This is a genomic window from Streptomyces niveiscabiei (assembly GCF_001419795.1).
Classification (GTDB): domain Bacteria; phylum Actinomycetota; class Actinomycetes; order Streptomycetales; family Streptomycetaceae; genus Streptomyces; species Streptomyces niveiscabiei.
On record NZ_LIRL01000042.1, the window covers coordinates 17,915 to 37,440 of the forward strand.

Consider the following 19,526-nt stretch of genomic DNA (forward strand, 5'->3'; position numbering starts at 1 on the left):
GAACCCAATGAGGGGGCTCCCCGGAGGACGGGCGGGCCAAGGAGGGTGGTACCGCGGGAGCGAAACGGCTCTCGTCCCTCCGACGGAAGGCAGCAAGTCCGTTGGAGGAAGCTCGCAGATGACAGAGCCGACGTACCGCCAGGTCCCCGCCCAGGTCGACCTGCCCGCCCTCGAGCACGCAGTGCTCGACTTCTGGCGCGAGCAGAAGATCTTCGCCAAGACGCTGGAGCAGTCCGAGGGCCGCCCGGAGTGGGTGTTCTACGAGGGCCCGCCCACCGCGAACGGCATGCCCGGCGCCCACCACATCGAGGCCCGCGTCTTCAAGGACGTCTTCCCCCGGTTCCGCACGATGCGCGGCTACCACGTCGCCCGCAAGGCCGGCTGGGACTGCCACGGCCTGCCGGTGGAGCTGGCGGTCGAGAAGGAGCTGGGCTTCTCCGGGAAGCAGGACATCGAGGCGTACGGCATCGCGGAGTTCAACGCGAAGTGCCGCGAGTCGGTGCTGCGCCACACGGACGCCTTCTCCGAGCTGACGACCCGCATGGGCTACTGGGTCGACCTCGACGACGCGTACGTGACGATGGACCCGGAGTACATCGAGTCGGTCTGGTGGTCGCTGAAGGAGATCTTCGCCAAGGGTCTCCTGGTCCAGGACCACCGCGTCGCCCCCTGGTGCCCCCGCTGCGGCACCGGCCTCTCGGACCACGAGCTGGCCCAGGGCTACGAGACGGTCGTCGACCCGTCCGTGTACGTCCGTTTCCCCCTCACCTCCGGTCCGCTGGCCGGCGAGGCCGCCCTCCTGGTGTGGACGACGACCCCCTGGACGCTGGTCTCCAACACGGCCGTGGCCGCGCACCCCGAGGTGACCTACGCGGTCGTGACGGACGGCACGGAGAAGCTCGTCGTCGCCGAACCGCTCGTCACCAAGGCGCTCGGCGAGGGCTGGGAGACCACAGGTCAGACCTTCACCGGCGCCGAAATGGAGCGCTGGAACTACCAACGTCCGTTCGAGCTGGTGGAGTTCCCGGAACCGGCGCATTTCGTCGTCAACGCCGAGTACGTCACCACCGAGGACGGCACCGGCCTCGTCCACCAGTCCCCGGCGTTCGGTGAGGACGACCTCAAGGTCTGCCGCGCGTACGGCCTGCCGGTCGTGAACCCGGTCCGCCCGGACGGCACGTTCGAGGCGGACGTACCGATGGTCGGCGGAGTCTTCTTCAAGAAGGCGGACGAAAAGCTCACCGAGGACCTTCAGCAGCGCGGCCTCCTCTTCAAGCACATCCCGTACGAACACAGCTACCCGCATTGCTGGCGCTGTCACACCGCGCTCCTCTACTACGCGCAGCCCTCCTGGTACATCCGCACGACCGCGGTCAAGGACCGGCTCCTCCAGGAGAACGAGAAGACGAACTGGTTCCCGGACACGGTCAAGCACGGCCGCTACGGCGACTGGCTCACCAACAACATCGACTGGGCGCTGTCCCGCAACCGCTACTGGGGCACCCCGCTGCCGATCTGGCGCTGCGAGGACGACCACCTCACGGTCGTCGGCTCCCGCGCGGAGCTGACCGAGCTGACGGGCACCGACCAGTCGTCCCTGGACCCGCACCGCCCGTTCATCGACGCGGTCACGTTCGCGTGCCCCCAGTGCCGGAAGACGGCGACGCGCGTCCCGGAGGTCATCGACGCCTGGTACGACTCGGGTTCGATGCCGTTCGCGCAGTGGGGCTACCCGTACAAGAACAAGGACCTCTTCGAGTCCCGCTACCCGGCGCAGTTCATCTCCGAGGCGATCGACCAGACCCGCGGCTGGTTCTACACGCTGATGGCGATCGGCACGCTCGTCTTCGACAAGTCGAGTTACGAGAACGTCGTCTGCCTGGGGCACATCCTGGCCGAGGACGGCCGCAAGATGTCCAAGCACCTGGGCAACATCCTCCAGCCGATCCCGCTGATGGACCAGCACGGCGCCGACGCGGTCCGCTGGTTCATGGCGGCCGGCGGCTCCCCGTGGGCGGCGCGCCGGGTGGGCCACGGCACGATCCAGGAGGTCGTCCGCAAGACCCTCCTGACGTACTGGAACACGGTCGCCTTCCAGGCCCTGTACGCCCGCACGTCGAACTGGTCCCCCTCGGCCGCCGACCCGTCCCCGGCGGACCGCCCGGTCCTGGACCGCTGGCTCCTGTCCGAACTCCACACCCTCACCGCCCAGATGACGGAGGCCCTGGACGCGTACGACACCCAGCGCGCCGGAAAGCTCCTGTCCGCGTTCGTCGACGACCTGTCGAACTGGTACGTACGCCGCTCCCGGCGCCGTTTCTGGCAGGGCGACAAGGCGGCGCTGCGCACGCTGCACGAGGTCGTCGAGACGGTCACGAAGCTGATGGCGCCGCTGACCCCGTTCATCACCGAGCGGGTCTGGCAGGACCTGGTCGTCCCGGTCACCCCGGGCGCCCCGGAGTCCGTGCACCTGTCGTCGTGGCCGGAGGCGGACGAGCGGGCGATCGACGCCGAGCTGTCCCGGCAGATGGTCCTGGTCCGGCGCCTGGTCGAACTGGGCCGCGCGACCCGCGCCGAGTCCGGGGTGAAGACGCGTCAGCCGCTGTCGCGCGCGCTGGTCGCGGCGTCCGGCTTCGACGCCCTCGACCGCGAACTGCACGCGCAGATCACGGAGGAGCTGAACGTCGAGTCGCTGGCGTCCCTCTCCGAGGTCGGCGGCTCGCTGGTCGACACCACCGCGAAGGCCAACTTCCGGGCGCTCGGCAAGCGGTTCGGCAAGCGCGTCCAGGACGTCGCCAAGGCGGTCGCGAACGCGGACGCCGCGGCCCTGTCGCTGGCCCTGCGCGAGGGCACGGCCTCGGTCGAGGTCGACGGCGAGACGATCACCCTGTCCCCGGACGAGGTCATCGTCACCGAGACACCCCGCGAGGGCTGGTCGGTGGCCTCCGACGCGGGCGCGACCGTCGCCCTGGACCTGGAGATCACCGAGGAGCTGCGCCGCGCGGGCCTGGCCCGTGACGCGATCCGCCTGATCCAGGAGGCCCGCAAGAACAGCGGCCTCGACGTCGCCGACCGCATCGCCCTGCGCTGGGAGTCCGCCGACCCGGCGGTCACCGAGGCCCTGACCGGCCACAGCACCCTCATCGCCGACGAGGTCCTCGCGACGGACTTCGCGACCGGCCCCGCCGACGACACGTACGGCGAGCCGTTCACGGACGAGGGGCTCGCCCTGACGTTCCGCCTGCGCAAGGCGTAACACCGTACGACCGAGGCCCGGCTTCCCCTCAGGGAGGCCGGGCCTTCGTCATACTCCCAACTCCGCCGCAACTCGCGTAAAAAGGGCGCGGCCCCGGACGAATCCGGGGCCGCGCCCTGAACGCTGCCTGTGTCTACGGCGTACTACGTGCCGTAGGGGCCTCTAGGAGGCCGTCAGTTGTCGTCCTCGTCGATGAGGAAGCCGCGCATCGGCGAGGGAGCCTGGCCCATCGGGGAGGGACCCTGCGGACGGACGGGAGCCATCGGCTGGGTCATCGCCGGGGACATCTGCTGCTGGCCGCCGTAGGACGGGGCGGCGGGGCTGGGCGCGCCCATGCCCGAACCACCCATGCCGGGACCGCCCATGCCCGAGCCCATGCCGGGCGCACCGGCGCCGTAGGACGGGGCGCCCGCGCCGGCCGGGGCCATGGAGGGCGACGGGGACGGCGGCAGGGAGGCCGTCGCGGGGGTGCGCGGCGGGGCGAGGGAGTCGTCGGCCTGGGTCTCCAGCTGGCGCAGCTGCGACTCCAGGTAGGACTTCAGGCGGGTGCGGTACTCGCGCTCGAAGCCGCGCAGGTCCTCGACCTTGCGCTCCAGCGTGGCGCGGGCGGACTCCAGGGAGCCCATGGCGACGCGGTGCTTCTCCTGCGCGTCCCGCTCCAGGGCGTCGGCCTTGGCGCGGGCGTCGCGCTCCAGGCCCTCGGCGCGCGAACGGGCCTCGCCGACGATCTTGTTGGCTTCGGAGCGGGCCTCGGCGATCGCCTGGTCGGCGGTCTGCTGGGCCAGCGAGAGGACGCGGGCGGCGCTGTCGCCGCCGGGGCCCTGACCGGGGCCGCCCATCGGACCGCCCATGGGGCCACCCATCGGGCCGCCCATCTGCTGCTGCATGGGCGGCTGACCGCCCATCGGGCCCTGGCCCATGGGGCCGCCCATCGGACCCTGGCCCATCGGACCGGGACCCTGGGGACCCTGGCCGCTGGGACCGGCCGGAAGCTGCGGGGCACCGCTCGGCAGCTGGGGCGGGCCGCCCATGGGGCCGCCCATCTGCTGCTGCGGCGGGCCCGATATCCCTGCGGGCACCGGGGCGCCCGGTCCTCGCATGCCCTGCTGCGGCATCCCCTGCGGGGGCATGCCCTGCTGGGGCATCCCGGGCTGCTGCATCCCCTGCTGCTGCATGCCCTGCTGCTGGGGCATCCCCTGCTGCGGCATGCCCTGCTGGGGCGGCATTCCCTGCTGCTGGGGCATGCCCTGCTGCTGGTCCTGCGGCTCCGGGGCCTTGCGCTGCTGGTTCTGCGCGGCGGCGCGCGTGGCCGCGGCCAGTTTGGCGCGCAGGTCCTCGTTCTCGCGCAGGAGGCGGGTCAGTTCGGCTTCGACCTCGTCGAGGAAGGCATCGACCTCGTCCTCGTCATAGCCTTCTCGGAGGCGGACGGTCGTGAACTGCTTGTTCCGCACGTCCTCGGGGGTCAACGGCATCTCTTCACCTCAACGTTGTCTTCGGCATCGGCAAGACGGTAGGTCACATCGTTCACAGCCGGATCACGATCGAGATCAGGACATAGACGATGATCATCAGTACGAAGAAGGACAGGTCGAGCGCCACGCCCCCGAGACGCAACGGCGGGATGAACCGCCGAAGAAGCTTGAGCGGTGGATCGGTGACAGTGTAGGTGGCCTCCAGAACGACCACCATCGCCTTGCCGGGTTGCCACGAGCGGGCGAACTGGAAGACGTAGTCCATGACCAGCCGGAAGATGAGCACGATGAGGAAGACCATCAGCGCGATGTAGATGATGTTCAGGACCACGCCCATGTTCGGTGCTTCCCTCTCCCCTGCTTACGCGTGCTCTGTCTTGTCTTGCCGGGTAAATCCGGTGGTGCGTCTCAGCTCTGGTTGAAGAACCCGCCCTCTGCGATGCGGGCCTTGTCCTCCGCCGTGACATCGACGTTAGCAGGAGACAACAGGAACACTTTCTGTGTCACCCGCTCGATGCTGCCATGGAGACCGAACACCAGACCGGCGGCAAAGTCGACAAGTCGCTTCGCATCCGTGTCGTCCATCTCGGTGAGGTTCATGATCACCGGGGTGCCCTCACGGAAGTGTTCCCCGATGGTACGGGCCTCGTTGTAGGTCCGCGGGTGAAGCGTGGTGATCCGGTAAGGCTCTCGTTCGGACACGACCTTGGGCATGATCACCGGTGCGTTCTTCTCCAGGGACTGACGTTCTTGTGTGATGGACGCCACGGGCGCGATGCGTGCGGGGCGTCCGGATTCCGCGGTCGGCGCCGCCGCGCGGACCACCGGCTCACGAGGGGCGGGGGGTTGGACGATTCGCACCTCTTCGTCCCTTTGGGACTGATGTGCGTTGTGCGACTGGTGCGACGGTTCGTGCCGCCGGTGGTCGCGCTCGGGTTCGTCCAGCTCGGGTTCGAAGTCGTCATCGGGGTCGAAGCCCCGGCCGTCGTACCCATCGTCCTCCACGAGGCCGAGGTAGACCGCCATCTTGCGCATCGCGCCGGCCATGCTCTGAGTCCTCCGCTCTGTGGTGGATCGGTTGACGACTGCCAAGTCCCGCGATCCACGTGGCCCTTGTGTCCGCCTCCTGGCGGGTAATGACCATATTTTCTACTGTGGTCCGACTTCCTGGCGACGTTACCCGAGCCGAGGACGGACTCCGAGTACCGCACTGCCGACGCGCACATGTGTCGCCCCGGCCGCCACGGCCTGCTCAAGGTCCGCACTCATCCCCGCTGACACCATGGTGGCAGCCGGATGGCTCCGGCGCAGGTCGGTCGACAAATCCATCAACCGCTGAAACGCTGCCCGTTCACGCCCGGCGTACTCACCGGTCAGCGGAGCGACGGTCATCAGCCCGTCCAGCCGCACCCCCGGCGAGGCCGCGACGCGTGCGGCCAACTCCTCGATCCCGCCCGGCGCGACGCCCCCGCGCTCACCCCGCGCGCTCTCCCCCGCGTCCAGCGCGACCTGGATCAGGCACCCCACCTCGCGCCCGGCCCGCTCGGCCTCCTTCGCCAGCGAGACGACGAGCCGGTCCCGGTCGACGGACTGCACGAAATCCGCGTAACCCACCACGGAACGCGCCTTGTTGGTCTGCAACTGCCCGACGAAGTGCCAGGTCAGCGGGAGGTCGGCGCATTCGGCGGCCTTGGGCGCCGCGTCCTGGTCCTTGTTCTCGGCGACGTGCCGCACACCGAGTTCCGACAGCATCCGCACATCGCTCGCCGGGTAGGTCTTGGTGACGACGATCAGCGTCACCTCCGACCGGGCCCGCCCGGCGTCCGCGCACGCGCGCGCGATGCGCTCCTCCACCTTCGCCAGATTCTCGGCGAGTTCGTCCTTACGGTCCGTCATGCCCCATCAGTCCAGCCAGACATATCCCGCGAGTCGCCCTGTGGCGCCGTCGCGGCGGTACGAGAAGTGGTCGTGCGACTCCAGCGTGCACACCGGCGACTGCGCCCGGTCGCGCACCCCGAGCCGTTCCAGCTGCGCGTGCACCCCGGCGGCGACGTCGACGGCGGGAGTGCCCCAGCTGGTCTCGGCGTGCGCCGCCGGTTCGAACGCGGCGACCTCGGCGCGCATCTGTGACGGCACCTCATAACACCGGCCGCAGACGGCGGGTCCGGTGCGGGCGACGATCCGGGCGGGCTCGGCGCCGAGCCCGGTCATCGCGCGTACGGCGGAGGCGACGACGCCCTTCACCATGCCGGGGCGGCCCGCGTGCGCGGCGGCGGCGACACCGGCGACCGGGTCGGCCAGCAGGACGGGGACGCAGTCGGCGGTGAGGACGGCGAGGGGGAGGCCGCGGCGGGCGGTGACGATCGCGTCGACCTCCGGCACCGGCTTCGCGCCCCAGGGCTCGGTGACGACTTCGGCGTCGGCGCCGTGCACCTGGTTCATCCAGACCACCGACGCCGGGTCGAGACCGAGCGACTTGGCGGCCAGTTCACGGTTGGCCAGGACGGCGGCCGGGTCGTCGCCGACCGCGCCGCCCAGGTTGAGCTCCTCATACGGAGCGGCGCTCACCCCGCCCCACCGGTCGGTGAAGGCGAAGTGCGCGCCGCTCACGCTCTCGCGCTGTCCTATCACTTCAGGAAGTCCGGTACGTCCAGTTCCTCGGCGGCGCTGTCCGAGTACGTCCGCGACGGCGGGACGGGCGGGCTCAGCGGGGGCAGGTCGGCGACCGGCTCCGGCGCGGGCTCCGGGTCCTCCTTCGGCGTCACGCTGCCGAGCGAGCCGAAGGACGGGCGGGACTCGGGCCGGCTGACCGGCGCGGGCTCCTCGCGGCGGGTGGAGGCCGAGCCGATCACGTTGTCGCGCCGGGCCGGGGGCTGGCCCCCGTCGAAGCCGGCCGCGATGACGGTGACGCGGACCTCGTCGCCGAGGGCGTCGTCGATGACGGCGCCGAAGATGATGTTCGCCTCGGGGTGGGCGGCCTCGGAGACCAGCTGGGCGGCCTCGTTGATCTCGAACAGGCCGAGGTCGGAGCCGCCGGAGATGGAGAGCAGGACACCGCGGGCGCCGTCGATGGAGGCTTCGAGGAGCGGCGAGGAGATGGCCATCTCAGCGGCGGCCACCGCGCGGTCGTCGCCGCGGGCCGAGCCGATGCCCATGAGCGCCGAACCGGCCTCGGACATCACGGACTTGACGTCGGCGAAGTCGAGGTTGATCAGGCCCGGGGTGGTGATGAGGTCGGTGATGCCCTGGACGCCGGAGAGCAGGACCTGGTCGGCCGACTTGAAGGCGTCGAGGACGGAGACCTGGCGGTCCGAGATGGACAGCAGCCGGTCGTTGGGGATGACGATGAGGGTGTCGACCTCTTCGCGCAGCTCCGCGATGCCGTCCTCGGCCTGGTTGGCGCGCCGGCGGCCCTCGAAGGTGAACGGGCGGGTGACCACGCCGATGGTGAGGGCGCCCAGGTTGCGCGCGATGTTGGCGACGACGGGTGCGCCGCCGGTGCCGGTGCCGCCGCCCTCGCCCGCCGTCACGAAGACCATGTCGGCCCCCTTGAGGACCTCCTCGATCTCCTCGCGGTGGTCCTCGGCGGCCTTGCGGCCGACGGCCGGGTTGGCGCCTGCGCCCAGTCCTCGGGTGAGTTCGCGGCCGACGTCGAGCTTGACGTCGGCGTCGCTCATCAACAGCGCCTGCGCGTCGGTGTTGATGGCGATGAACTCGACGCCCTTGAGACCGACTTCGATCATCCGGTTGATGGCATTGACACCACCGCCGCCGACACCGATGACCTTGATGACTGCGAGGTAGTTCTGCGGTGCTGCCACGTCGAAGGCCTCTCGCCTCGAATTACGTTGTCGTCGCTGCCCGGTTGCCCGAGCCCCGACGACGGATGCCGAATGGGACGGTCCGTAGCGCCGACCCGAACCCTAACGCTGAAGTTTAGGGTTACCAGTGTGTCTGTTCCTTGGAGTCTTCCGAACAGGACACTAAGTCGACAAGTGGCGCCCGTTCAACGAACACGCCGAACCTCCCGTTTTTCTTTTCACCCTATGTGATCAGCCATGTCGCTGCCCAACCAGGGTGCTGGCCTGCGCGTATGTGCGTCAACTCCCTGATGACGCAGGGGCGGTGGGGACGCTCACGTCGAAGTGCCGGGCGTCCGGCGCGGCTTTCATGAGGGCACTGAGCGTACGGGCCTTCGCCGCGCCCTTCTCGGCGCTCCCCCAGGCGACGGTGCGACCATCCGTCAAGTCGAGCGAAATATCGTCGTACGAACGAACTTTGACGGTTTTTGTGGTTTTCAGCACTCCGGACGGAAGGCTGCCGGCCGCGCGGACGGCCTCGCGGACGAGGCGGTCCTCGTCGAAGCGGCGCAGACTCGCGGCGGTCGAACCGGAGTTCGCGAGGGCCAGCTCCAACAGGGGCGCGCCCTTCGGCGGTTGAGGGACCGTCGCGAACCGGACGCCCTCGCCGTCGACCTCGGTGTACCCGGAGCCGTGCCGGATCAGCAGGACCGGGGTGCGCTCGGTCACCTCGACCGTGACGCCGTGCGGCCACGAACGGGCCACGTCCACCTCGCCGATACGCGGCAGCGCCCGCTCCAGACGTGACGCGATCTCGTCGGTGTCGATCGACACCAGCGGTGCGTCCAGCGGGACTTGAGCCGCGTCCTGGACCTGCTCCGGCGTCAGGACGTCCGTCCCCGACACCGAGACGTCCTCGACGCGCAGCCACGGGGAGCCGTACAACACCCAGGCGCCGCCCGCCCCGAGGAGGACGGCGGCGACGGTGAGGACGAGGATCGTACGGAGCCTGCGCGGGCCCAGGCGGCGGACGAGGGGCGGGCCGGGGGGTCCCTGCCGACGTTCCGCACCGCGCTCGACGGTGGAGGGTCCTCCGGCCACTGCCTGACCTTTCTCGATACGCCTAACGGCGCGAGGCGATCGCCTCGTACACCATGCGGACGAGCAGGTCGTCCGCGTCCCGGCGGCCGAACTCGCTGGCCGCGCGCGACATCTCGTACAGCCGGTGCGGGTCGGCGAGGACGGGCAGGACGTTCTCCCGGACCCATTCCGGCGTCAGTTCCGCGTCGTCGACCAGCAGTCCGCCACCGGCCTTGACCACCGGCTGGGCGTTCAGCCGCTGTTCGCCGTTGCCGATGGGCAACGGGACGTAGGCGGCCGGGAGTCCGACGGCGGAGAGCTCGGCGACGGTCATCGCGCCCGCGCGGCAGAGCATCATGTCGGCCGCGGCGTACGCGAGGTCCATCCGGTCCAGGTAACTTACCGGGATGTACGGGGGCATCCCCGGCATCTGCTGCACGTGCGGCAGTTCGTTCTTCGGGCCAACCGCGTGCAGGATCTGGATCCCGGCCTGCTGGAGCCAGGGCGCGACCTGCTGGACGACCTCGTTGAGCCGCCGGGCACCCTGCGAGCCGCCGGAGACCAGCAGCGTCGGCAGGTTCGGGTCGAGGCCGAACAGGTGGCGGGCCTCGGGGCGGGCCGCGGCGCGGTCCAGGGTGGAGATGGAGCGGCGCAGCGGGATGCCGATGTAGCGGGCGTCACGCAGCTTGCTGTCGGGCGTGGAGACGGCGACCTGGGCGGCGTACCGGGAACCGATCTTGTTGGCGAGGCCGGGGCGGGCGTTGGCCTCGTGGATGACGATCGGCACGCCGAGGCGCTTGGCGGCGAGGTAGCCCGGCAGGGCGACGTACCCGCCGAAGCCGACCACGCAGTCCGCCTTGGTGCGCTCCAGGACCTGCTCGGCCGCCTTGATGGTGCCGCGCAGCCGGCCCGGGACGGTGATCAGCTCGGGGGTGGGCTTGCGGGGCAGCGGTACGGCCGGGATCAGCGCGAGTTCGTAGCCCCGCTGCGGGACGAGCTTGGTCTCCAGGCCGCGTTCCGTCCCCAGGGCCGTGATGCCCACGGTCGGGTCCTGCCTGCGCAGCGCGTCCGCGAGGGCGAGCGCGGGCTCGATGTGGCCGGCGGTCCCTCCGCCTGCGAGTACGACATGCACCGAAATTCACCGCTCTCCGGACGTACGTGCCGGGGCACGCCGTCGCATCGTGTTCCATCTCCGGGGTTCCCGAGGGCCCCCGCCCCGCTTTCTAGCAGAACGGGTCTGCCGCATCGCAAGCGCCGCCCGCGCAGCGGGGTCCTCACGCGCGAACGCGATCAGCAGCCCGATGGCGAACATGGTCGGCAGCAGGGCCGAACCCCCGTAGGAGAACAGCGGGAGAGGGACACCGGCGATCGGCAGCAGGCCGAGCACCGCACCGATGTTGATCACGGCCTGGGCCATGATCCAGGTGGTCACGCCTCCCGCGGCATACCTGACGAAGGGGTCCTCCGTGCGTCCGGCCACGCGGATACCCGCATAGCCTAGAGCCGCGAAGAGGGCGAGCACCGACAGCGTCCCCGCGAGGCCCAGTTCCTCACCGGTGACGGCGAAGATGAAGTCGGTGTGCGCTTCGGGGAGTTGGCCCCATTTCTCCACGCTCGCGCCGAGGCCGGAACCGAAGATGCCGCCCGACGCGAGGGCGTAGATGCCGTGCACCGCCTGCCAGCAGTCCACCGGTCCCGCCTTGGGGTCCGTCGCGCCGATGCACTGGAGGCGGGCCATGCGGTTGGGGCTCGTCTTGATCAGGATCAGCCCGATCAGGGTGGCGATCGACAACACCCCCACGAACAGCCGCGTCGGCGCTCCCGCGAGCCACAACAGGCCGAAGAGTACGGCCGTCAGGATGATCGCCGTGCCCATGTCGCCGCCCAGCATGATGAGTCCGAGCAGCATGAACGCGACCGGGACGAGGGGGACGAGCATGTGCTTCCACTGCGCCAGCAGCTTCTTGTCCTGCTTGCGCGCGAGCAGGTCGGCGCCCCACAGCACGAGCGCCAGCTTCCCGAACTCGCTCGGCTGGATCTGGAACGAGCCCCCGAGCGAGATCCAGTTCTGGTTCCCGTTGACGGCCACGCCTATCCCCGGCACCTGCACGAGCGCCATCATGAACACGGCCCCGGCGAGAATGGGATACGCGAGCGCCCGGTGCAGCTTGACCGGCATCCGGGACGCCGCCACCAGCAGCAACGCCCCGATGGACGCGGCGAGAAACTGCTTCCGGAAGAAGAACGTGCCGGGCAGGGACTGCTGCAACGCGGTGATCTGCGACGCGGAGTACACCATCACGAGGCCCAGGACGGTGATCAGCAGACTCCCGCCGAGGATCAGGTAGTAGGCGGTGAGGGGCCGGTCCCAGGCTTTGCGGGCGCGGGTGTGGAGACGGACGAAGGGGTTGTCGCGGCGCTTGGGACTGTGTACGACGGGCCGCCGCACGGCCCTCTGCACGGGCGGGCGCCCGGTACGGCTACCGGGCATCACGCACTCCGCTGTCGGTCGACGGTCCCACGCGTCCCTCCCAAGTCGCCCCGGCAGGCGGCCGGGTCAGGTGCCGGCGAGTTCGCGAACCGCTTGCGCGAACGCGTCCCCACGCTGGTTGTAGTTGGTGAACATGTCCATCGAGGCGCAAGCCGGGGCGAGGAGAACGGTGTCGCCCTCGGTCGCGAGGCGCTGGGCCTCCCGCACCGCCTGGAGCATCGCCCCAGTGTCGGTCCGGTCGAGGTCCACGACCGGTACCTGCGGGGCGTGTCGCGCGAGGGCCTCCCGGATGAGCGCACGGTCCGCGCCGAACAGGACGACGCCGCGCAGCCGTTCGGCGGAACCGGCCACCAACTCGTCGAAGGCGGCGCCTTTCGCGAGCCCTCCGGCGATCCACACGACCGACTCGTACGCGGCCAACGACGCCTGCGCGGCGTGCGTGTTGGTCGCCTTGGAGTCGTCGACGTAGGAGACGCCGGCCACGTCGGCCACATGGGCGATGCGGTGCGCGTCCGGCGTGAACGCGCGCAGCCCGTCGCGGACCGCCTTGGCGGGGACGCCGTACGCGCGCGCGAGGGCGGCTGCGGCGAGGGCGTTGGCGATGTTGTGCGGGGCGGGCGGGTTGACGTCGGAGACCTCGGCGAGTTCCTGCGCGTTCTGCTGCCGGTTCTCGACGAACGCGCGGTCGACGAGGATGCCCTCGACGACGCCGAGCTGGGAGGGGCCCGGCGTACCGAGGGTGAAGCCGATCGCGCGGCAGCCCTCCTCGACGTCCGCCTCGCGCACCAGGTCCTCGGTGGCCTTGTCGGCGGCGTTGTAGACGCAGGCGACCCGGTTGCCCTCGTACACGCGGCCCTTGTCGGCGGCGTACGCCTCCATGGAGCCGTGCCAGTCGAGGTGGTCGGGGGCGAGGTTGAGGACGGCGGCGGAGTGGGCGCGCAGGGAGGGCGCCCAGTGGAGCTGGTAGCTGGAGAGTTCGACGGCGAGGACGTCGTAGTCGCCGTTGACCGCGTCCAGCAGGGAGACGCCGATGTTGCCGACGGCGGCCGTACGCAGGCCGGCGGCCGTCAGGATCGACGCCAGCATCTGCGTCGTCGTCGTCTTGCCGTTGGTGCCGGTGACGCACAGCCAGGGCGGGGCGTCCGGGCCGCGCAGGCGCCAGGCGAGCTCGACGTCGCCCCAGATCTCGACGCCGGCCGCGCGGGCCGCCGTGAAGAGGGGCTTGTCGGGCTGCCAGCCCGGCGCCGTGACGACGAGGCCGGTGCCCTCGGGCAGGGTGGCGCCGTCGCCGAGGCGGACGGTGACGCCGAGTTCACGGAGTTCCTCGGCCTGCGCGCGTGCGCGGTCGTCGTCGCCGTCGTTGACGACGGTGACCTCCGCGCCGAGCCCGCGCAGCACCTTGGCCGCCGGGACGCCGGAGACGCCGAGTCCGGCGACGGTGACGTGCTTGCCCTGCCAGTCGGTCACTTGTCCGCTGCCCATCCCGCGTAGAAGAGGCCGAGTCCGACGATCACGCAGATGCCCTGGATGATCCAGAAGCGGACCACGACCAGGACCTCGGACCAGCCCTTGAGTTCGAAGTGGTGCTGGAGTGGTGCCATCCGGAAGACGCGCTTGCCGGTGAGGCGGAACGAGCCGACCTGGATGACGACCGACATGGTGATGAGGACGAACAGGCCGCCCATGAGGGCCACGAGCAGCTCCGTGCGGGAGCAGATCGCGAGACCGGTCAGCACGCCGCCGAGGGCCAGCGAGCCGGTGTCGCCCATGAAGATCTTCGCCGGGGAGGTGTTCCACCACAGGAAGCCGAGGCAGGCGCCCATGAGCGCCGCCGACACGACCGCGAGGTCCAGCGGATCCCGCACCTCGAAGCAGGCGTTGGGGTTGGTGAGCGTCTCGCCGTTGGCGCAGGACTCCTGGTACTGCCAGACGCCGATGAACGTGTACGCGCCGAACACCAGCACCGAGGCGCCGGTGGCGAGGCCGTCCAGACCGTCCGTCAGGTTCACGCCGTTGGACATGGCCAGGATCATGAACAGCGCCCACACGACGAACAGCACCGGTCCGATGGACCAGCCGAAGTCCGTGATGAACGACAGTTTCGTGGACGCGGGCGTGTTGCCTCTGTTGTCCGCGAACTGGAGCGACAGCACCGCGAATCCGATGCCGACGATGAGCTGTCCGGCCATCTTCGCCTTGGCCCGCAGACCCAGCGAACGGCGCTTGACGATCTTGATGTAGTCGTCCAGGAAGCCGACCAGACCCATGCCGATCATCAGACCGAGCACCAGCAGGCCCGAGTACGTCGGGGGCTTGCCGGCGATGATCTTCGCGCCGAAGTAGGCGACGACCGTCGCGAGGATGAACGCGATACCGCCCATGGTCGGCGTACCGCGCTTGCTGGCGTGCTCGCGCGGGCCGTCGTCACGGATGTACTGGCCGTACCCCTTGCGCGCCAGCAGCTTGATCAGCAGCGGGGTGCCGACCAGCGACAGGAACAGACCAATGACTCCCGCGAACAGGACCTGTTTCATCATCGGGCGGAAACCTCGCCCTCAGCGGCGAGCAGCGCCTCGGCGACACTCTCCAGACCGACCGATCGGGACGCCTTCACGAGTACGACGTCCCCCGGGCGCAACTCGCTGCGCAACAGGTCGACAGCCGCCTGTGCGTCGGACACGTGCACCGACTCCTCACCCCACGAACCCTCGTTGTATGCGCCCAGTTGCAGCCAGGCGGCCTCCCGGCCGCCGACCGCGACGAGCTTGCCGACATTGAGCCGGACGGCGAGCCGCCCGACCGCGTCGTGCTCGGCGAGCGCCTCGTCCCCGAGCTCGGCCATCTTGCCGAGCACCGCCCAGGTCCGCCGCCCCTTGCCCATGGCCACGAGCGCGCGCAGCGCCGCTCGCATGGACTCGGGGTTCGCGTTGTAGGCGTCGTTGACGATCGTCACGCCGTCCGGGCGCTCGGTGACCTCCATCCGCCAGCGGGAGAGGGTGCCCGCCCCGGAGAGCGCCTCAGCGATCTCCTGTGCGGACATGCCCAGCTCATGGGCGACGGCGGCGGCGGCGAGCGCGTTCGACACGTGGTGCTCACCGTACAGGCGCATGGTCACGTCACTCGCACCGGAGGGTGTGAGAAGCCTGAAGGAGGGCTGTCCGCTGTCCGTGAGTCGCACGTTCTCGGCGCGTACGTCCGCTTCGTCGCTCTCGCCGAAAAGGACCACCTTCGCCGTCGTACGGGAGGCCATGGCCCGGACCAGGGGGTCGTCCGCGTTGAGGATCGCGGCACCGTCCGCCGGCAGCGACTCGACCAGCTCGCCCTTGGCCTGCGCGATCTGCTCACGGCCGCCGAACTCGCCGATGTGGGCGGTGCCGACGTTGAGGACGAGGCCGATCTTCGGGGGCGTCAGCTGTGTGAGATAGGCGATGTCGCCGATGTAGCGCGCGCCCATCTCCAGGACGAGGTACTTCGTCTCGTCGGTGGCGCGCAGCGCGGTCAGCGGCAGGCCGATCTCGTTGTTGAGGTTGCCTTCGGGCCAGACGGTCGGCGCGTGGCTGTTCAGCACCTGGGCGATGAGGTCCTTGGTGCTGGTCTTGCCGGCCGATCCGGTGAGCGCGACGGGGGTCGCGCCGAGGCGCCGTACGACATGGCGCGCGAGGGCGCCCAGCGCCTTGGTGACGTCGTCCACGACGATCGCGGGCGCGTCCACCGGGCGGGACGCCAGGACGGCGACCGCGCCCGCGTCGACGACCTGGCGCGCGTAGGCGTGGCCGTCGGCGCGTTCGCCGACGAACGCGACGAAGAGGCTGCCGGGTCCGGCCTCGCGGGAGTCGCGGACGACGGGCCCGGTGACGCGCGCGGACGGATCCGGTATGGCGTGAATCTGCCCGCCGACGACTTCAGCGATCTCGGCGAGGGAGAGGGCGATCACAAGTTCATCCCTGGGTCTTCTGGATAGCTTCGCGAAGCACCTGGCGGTCGTCGAAGGGACGGATCACGCCGGCGATGTCCTGGCCCTGCTCGTGGCCCTTCCCCGCGACCAGCACGGTGTCCCCCGCGTGCGCGCGGGCCACGGCCGCCTCGATCGCGGCGGCCCGGTCCTCGAACAGGAGCACCTCGCCGCGCTCGTGCGCGGGCACGGAGGCGGCGCCGTCGAGCATCGCGGTGAGGATCGCGAGGGGGTCCTCGGAGCGGGGGTTGTCGGAGGTCAGTACGGCCGTGTCGGCGAGCCGGGCCGCTGCGGCGCCCATCGGCGCGCGCTTGGTGACGTCCCGGTCGCCGCCGCAGCCGAGCACGATGTGCAGCCGCCCCTTGGTGACCTTGCGCAGCGCCTTGAGCACCGACTCGACGGCGTCCGTCTTGTGCGCGTAGTCGACGACCGCGAGGTACGGCTGTCCCGCGTCCACCCGCTCCAGGCGCCCCGGCACGCCGGGTACGGCGGCGACGCCCTCGACGGCGGTGTGCGGGTCGACGCCGGCCTCGACGAGGGCGACGATCGCGGCGAGGCTGTTGGCCACGTTGAACGGGCCGGCGATCGGCGACTTGGCGGCGATCCGCGACCCGTCGGGGGCGACGACCGTGAAGTCCGAGTCCATCGCGCCGATGTGGACGTCCACCGCGCGCCAGTCGGCGTCCGGGTCGCCCTCGGCGGAGAACGTGACGACCGGGACCTCGGCCTCGGCGGCGAGCCTGCGGCCGTACGCGTCGTCGTAGTTGACGACCCCTCGCCTGCTGCGCTCCCTGGTGAACAGGGTGGCCTTGGCCCGGAAGTAGTCCTCCATGTCGGAGTGGAACTCCATGTGTTCCGGGCTGAGGTTGTTGAAGACGGCGACGTCGAAGACCACGCCGTCGACCCGGCCGAGCGACAGAGCGTGGCTGGAGACCTCCATGGCGAGCGACTCGACGCCGCGCTCGCGCATGACGGCGAACAGGGCCTGGAGGTCGGTGGCCTCGGGGGTGGTGCGCTCCGACTTGATCTGCTCGTCGCCGATGCGGGTCTCCACCGTGCCGATGAGGCCGGCGGGGGCCTTCAGACCGCCCTCGACCAGGTAGGCGGTGGTGGTCTTGCCGGAGGTGCCGGTGATGCCGATCTTCAGCAGGGCCTCGGCCGGACGGCCGTAGACGTCGGCGGCCAGTTCGCCCATCCGCGCGCGCGGGTCGTCGACGACCAGGACCGGCAGGCCGGTCGCGGCGGCGCGGTCGGCGCCCGCCGGGTCGGTGAGGACGGCGGCGGCGCCCTGGGCTGCGGCCTGGGCGACGAAGTCGGCGCCGTGCGTGCGCTCGCCCGCGCGGGCGACGTACAGGTCGCCGGGGCGGACGGCGCGCGAGTCGTGGGTGATGCCCGTGACCTCGGCAGCGTCCTGGGCACCGGTGTTCGCGTATGGCCGCCGCGCGCCCAGCCGGTCGGCGAGGTCCGCGAGGGGTGTCGCGGTGACCTGCTGCGGCCGGGGTGTCTGGTGGTTTCGGGACTGATCAGCGTGTGGCACGGCGGTGAGCGTACCGGGCCGACCCGCTCCGGAGCGAAGCGAGGACGGGGGCGGGGTGTGGTTCCCCGGGTCGGGAGTGATCATGGTCACGGGCTGGTTCCTGGCTGTTCGGCGCTGAACGGGAGGGACGGGGTTTTCACGGGCTGCTCGGCGTTCACCGGCTTCTCGGCGGTCACGGGGTGAAGGTCACCGGCAGGCTGGCGGGCTTCGCGCCCGTCGGCGGGACCTGGAGGGTCTTGAGGGCGAACTCCATGACCTGCTTGAAGATCGGGCCGCAGATCTGGCCGCCGAAGTAGCTGCCTTTCGTCGCGTTCTGGATGGCGCAGTAGACGGTGACGCGCGGGTTGTCGGCGGGCGCGAAGCCCGCGAAGGAGGACGTGTACCCCTTGTACGTGCCGGTGACGGGATCGACTCGGTTGGCGGTGCCGGTCTTCCCGGCGACGCGGTAGCCGGGGATGCGGGCCTTGGTGCCGGTGCCCTCCCGGTCGTCGACCACGGACTCCAGCATCTGGCTCAGCGTCTTCGCGGTCTTCTCGCTGACGACCCGTGAGGTCTGCGGCGCGGGCGCGGGCGTGAACCGCCCGTCGGGGCCCTCGGTGCCGCGCACGAGCGTCGGTTCGACGCGTACGCCGCCGTTGGCGATCGTCGAGTACACGGAGGCCGCCTGGAGGGCGCTGACGGACATGCCCTGGCCGAAGGGGATCGTGTACTGCTGCGAGGTCGACCAGTCGGCGGCCGGCGCGAGGATGCCGCGCGTCTCGCCGGGGAAACCGAGCCCGGTGGGCTGTCCCACGCCGAACTTGCGCAGGTAGGAGTAGAGGACCTGGTTCGCCTCGGGCTGCGTCCTGCCCAGCTGTCCGGTGGCGAGGATGGTGCCGATGTTGGACGACTTGGCGAGGACGCCGTTGAGGGTGAGGTACCAGGTCGGGTGGTCGATGTCGTCCTGGAAGAGCCGGTCGCCGCGGTGCAGCCGGTTCGGGACGGTGACCTTGGTCAGCGGCGTCGCCGCGTTCTCCTCCAGAACCGCCGCCATCGAGACGACCTTCGCGGTCGAGCCGGGCTCGTAGGCGTCCTGCACGGCCGCGTTGCCCATGTTCGCCGAGGTCGCCGAGGACAGGTCGTTGGGGTCGAAGCCCGGGGAGTTGGCCATGGCGAGGATCTCGCCGGTGCGGGTGTCCTGGACGATGACGTAGCCGCGGTCCGCCTTCGACTTCTGGACCTGCTCCGTGATCGCGTTCTGCGCGGCCCACTGGATGTCCCGGTCGATGGTCAGCTCGACGGCGGAACCGGGTACGGCGGGCGTCTCCGTCGACCCGGCCGTCGGCACCTGCCGCCCGCCGGACTGGGCATAGCGGATCTTGCCGTCCTTGCCCGCGAGGAGCTTGTTGAGCTGCTGTTCGACGCCGCCCCCGCCGACGCCCTCCGCGTTGACCCAGCCCAGTATCCCGGCGGCGAGGTCGCCGTTGGGGTACACGCGCTTGCTGCTGGGGACGGAGAAGACGCCGCCCAGGACGTTCACGGCCGTCTTGTCGGTGCTGGCCTTGCCCGCGAGGGTGGCCCGCAGGTCGCGGATCTGCTTCCAGACCTGCGGGGTCTGCCGGGACGCCAGCTTCGCGTACCGGGACGCCGAGTTCTTCGGCCTCAGCTTCTTGACCAGGTCGGCCTGGTCCTGGCCGAGGATCGGCGCGAGGAGGGCGGCGGCCTGCTCGGGGCCGTCGTCGATCTTCAGCTGCTTCGCCGAGAACATCGTCGGGTCGGCGGTGATGTCGTACGCGTCCTCGCTGGTCGCCAGGGCTACGCCGCTGCGGTCGGTGATCTCGCCGCGCTCCGCCGCGAGGATCTGTCCGACGTACCGGTTCTGCTCGGCCTTCGCGGTGTACGTGCTCGCGTCGACCGCCTGGACCTGGAGGAGGCGGACGACGCGAGCACGTACACCGC

Annotated in this window: 15 protein-coding genes; 1 reads left to right on the forward strand and 14 read right to left on the reverse strand. The window is 70.5% G+C overall.

The features are described from left to right. The first annotated feature begins 118 nt into the window (after positions 1-118). Positions 119-3,256 (forward strand): isoleucine--tRNA ligase, encoded by a 3,138-nt coding sequence (gene ileS, locus AOK24_RS02825; protein WP_055718452.1) that lies wholly within the window; start codon positions 119-121, stop codon positions 3,254-3,256. 173 nt (positions 3,257-3,429) lie between these two features. Here ileS and AOK24_RS02830 read toward each other — a convergent pair whose 3' ends face one another. The 14 genes from AOK24_RS02830 to AOK24_RS02895 all read right to left on the reverse strand — a co-directional run. Continuing rightward, positions 3,430-4,728 carry a DivIVA domain-containing protein gene (locus tag AOK24_RS02830; protein WP_055718453.1) on the reverse strand — a complete coding sequence of 433 codons (1,299 nt, stop codon included), beginning with the start codon at positions 4,726-4,728 and terminating at the stop codon, positions 3,430-3,432. 52 nt (positions 4,729-4,780) lie between these two features. Then, positions 4,781-5,065: a YggT family protein gene (locus AOK24_RS02835; protein WP_010350399.1), complete on the reverse strand. Its 285-nt coding sequence runs from the start codon at positions 5,063-5,065 to the stop codon at positions 4,781-4,783. 71 nt (positions 5,066-5,136) lie between these two features. After that, the gene (locus tag AOK24_RS02840) at positions 5,137-5,775 is read right to left on the reverse strand and encodes a cell division protein SepF (RefSeq protein WP_055718454.1); all 639 of its coding nucleotides are present in this window, start codon (positions 5,773-5,775) and stop codon (positions 5,137-5,139) included. 129 nt (positions 5,776-5,904) lie between these two features. Beyond that, a complete protein-coding gene (locus tag AOK24_RS02845) occupies positions 5,905-6,624 on the reverse strand; it encodes a YggS family pyridoxal phosphate-dependent enzyme (protein WP_055718455.1) in 720 nt (239 codons plus the stop codon). 6 nt (positions 6,625-6,630) lie between these two features. Continuing rightward, entirely contained in the window at positions 6,631-7,359 is a 729-nt protein-coding gene (gene pgeF, locus AOK24_RS02850; protein ID WP_079056649.1) for a peptidoglycan editing factor PgeF, read from the reverse strand. Then, complete coding sequence (gene ftsZ, locus AOK24_RS02855) at positions 7,356-8,549, reverse strand: cell division protein FtsZ (protein ID WP_055718457.1); 1,194 nt, start codon at positions 8,547-8,549, stop codon at positions 7,356-7,358. The genes pgeF and ftsZ overlap by 4 nt, the downstream gene beginning before the upstream one ends. 279 nt (positions 8,550-8,828) lie before the next feature. Continuing rightward, positions 8,829-9,629 carry a cell division protein FtsQ/DivIB gene (locus AOK24_RS02860; RefSeq protein WP_055718458.1) on the reverse strand — a complete coding sequence of 267 codons (801 nt, stop codon included), beginning with the start codon at positions 9,627-9,629 and terminating at the stop codon, positions 8,829-8,831. 22 nt (positions 9,630-9,651) lie between these two features. Next, positions 9,652-10,740, reverse strand: coding sequence for an undecaprenyldiphospho-muramoylpentapeptide beta-N-acetylglucosaminyltransferase (murG, locus tag AOK24_RS02865; protein WP_055718459.1), 1,089 nt, complete (start codon positions 10,738-10,740; stop codon positions 9,652-9,654). A 6-nt stretch (positions 10,741-10,746) separates the two neighbouring features. Then, positions 10,747-12,099, reverse strand: coding sequence for a putative lipid II flippase FtsW (gene ftsW / locus AOK24_RS02870; RefSeq protein WP_055718460.1), 1,353 nt, complete (start codon positions 12,097-12,099; stop codon positions 10,747-10,749). Positions 12,100-12,165: 66 nt separating this feature from the next. Next, positions 12,166-13,581, reverse strand: a complete 1,416-nt coding sequence (murD, locus tag AOK24_RS02875; protein WP_055718461.1) for a UDP-N-acetylmuramoyl-L-alanine--D-glutamate ligase — start codon at positions 13,579-13,581, stop codon at positions 12,166-12,168. Further along, complete coding sequence (mraY, locus tag AOK24_RS02880; protein WP_055718462.1) at positions 13,563-14,636, reverse strand: phospho-N-acetylmuramoyl-pentapeptide-transferase; 1,074 nt, start codon at positions 14,634-14,636, stop codon at positions 13,563-13,565. The genes murD and mraY overlap by 19 nt, the downstream gene beginning before the upstream one ends. Then, complete coding sequence (locus tag AOK24_RS02885; protein ID WP_055718463.1) at positions 14,633-16,033, reverse strand: UDP-N-acetylmuramoyl-tripeptide--D-alanyl-D-alanine ligase; 1,401 nt, start codon at positions 16,031-16,033, stop codon at positions 14,633-14,635. The genes mraY and AOK24_RS02885 overlap by 4 nt, the downstream gene beginning before the upstream one ends. A 4-nt stretch (positions 16,034-16,037) precedes the next feature. After that, entirely contained in the window at positions 16,038-17,678 is a 1,641-nt protein-coding gene (locus AOK24_RS02890; protein WP_055718464.1) for a UDP-N-acetylmuramoyl-L-alanyl-D-glutamate--2,6-diaminopimelate ligase, read from the reverse strand. An 82-nt stretch (positions 17,679-17,760) separates the two neighbouring features. Then, on the reverse strand, positions 17,761-19,526 hold a 1,766-nt coding region (locus AOK24_RS02895; protein WP_055718465.1), incomplete at its 5' end, for a peptidoglycan D,D-transpeptidase FtsI family protein.

Bases quoted from the DNA above. Each gene is read 5' to 3' on its own strand.
- ileS (WP_055718452.1), top strand. From the start codon at position 119: ATGACAGAGCCGACGTACCGCCAGGTCCCCGCCCAGGTCGACCTGCCC.
- AOK24_RS02830 (WP_055718453.1), bottom strand. From the start codon at position 4,728: ATGCCGTTGACCCCCGAGGACGTGCGGAACAAGCAGTTCACGACCGTC.
- AOK24_RS02835 (WP_010350399.1), bottom strand. From the start codon at position 5,065: ATGGGCGTGGTCCTGAACATCATCTACATCGCGCTGATGGTCTTCCTC.
- AOK24_RS02840 (WP_055718454.1), bottom strand. From the start codon at position 5,775: ATGGCCGGCGCGATGCGCAAGATGGCGGTCTACCTCGGCCTCGTGGAG.
- AOK24_RS02845 (WP_055718455.1), bottom strand. From the start codon at position 6,624: ATGACGGACCGTAAGGACGAACTCGCCGAGAATCTGGCGAAGGTGGAG.
- ftsW (WP_055718460.1), bottom strand. From the start codon at position 12,099: ATGCCCGGTAGCCGTACCGGGCGCCCGCCCGTGCAGAGGGCCGTGCGG.
- murD (WP_055718461.1), bottom strand. From the start codon at position 13,581: ATGGGCAGCGGACAAGTGACCGACTGGCAGGGCAAGCACGTCACCGTC.
- mraY (WP_055718462.1), bottom strand. From the start codon at position 14,636: ATGATGAAACAGGTCCTGTTCGCGGGAGTCATTGGTCTGTTCCTGTCG.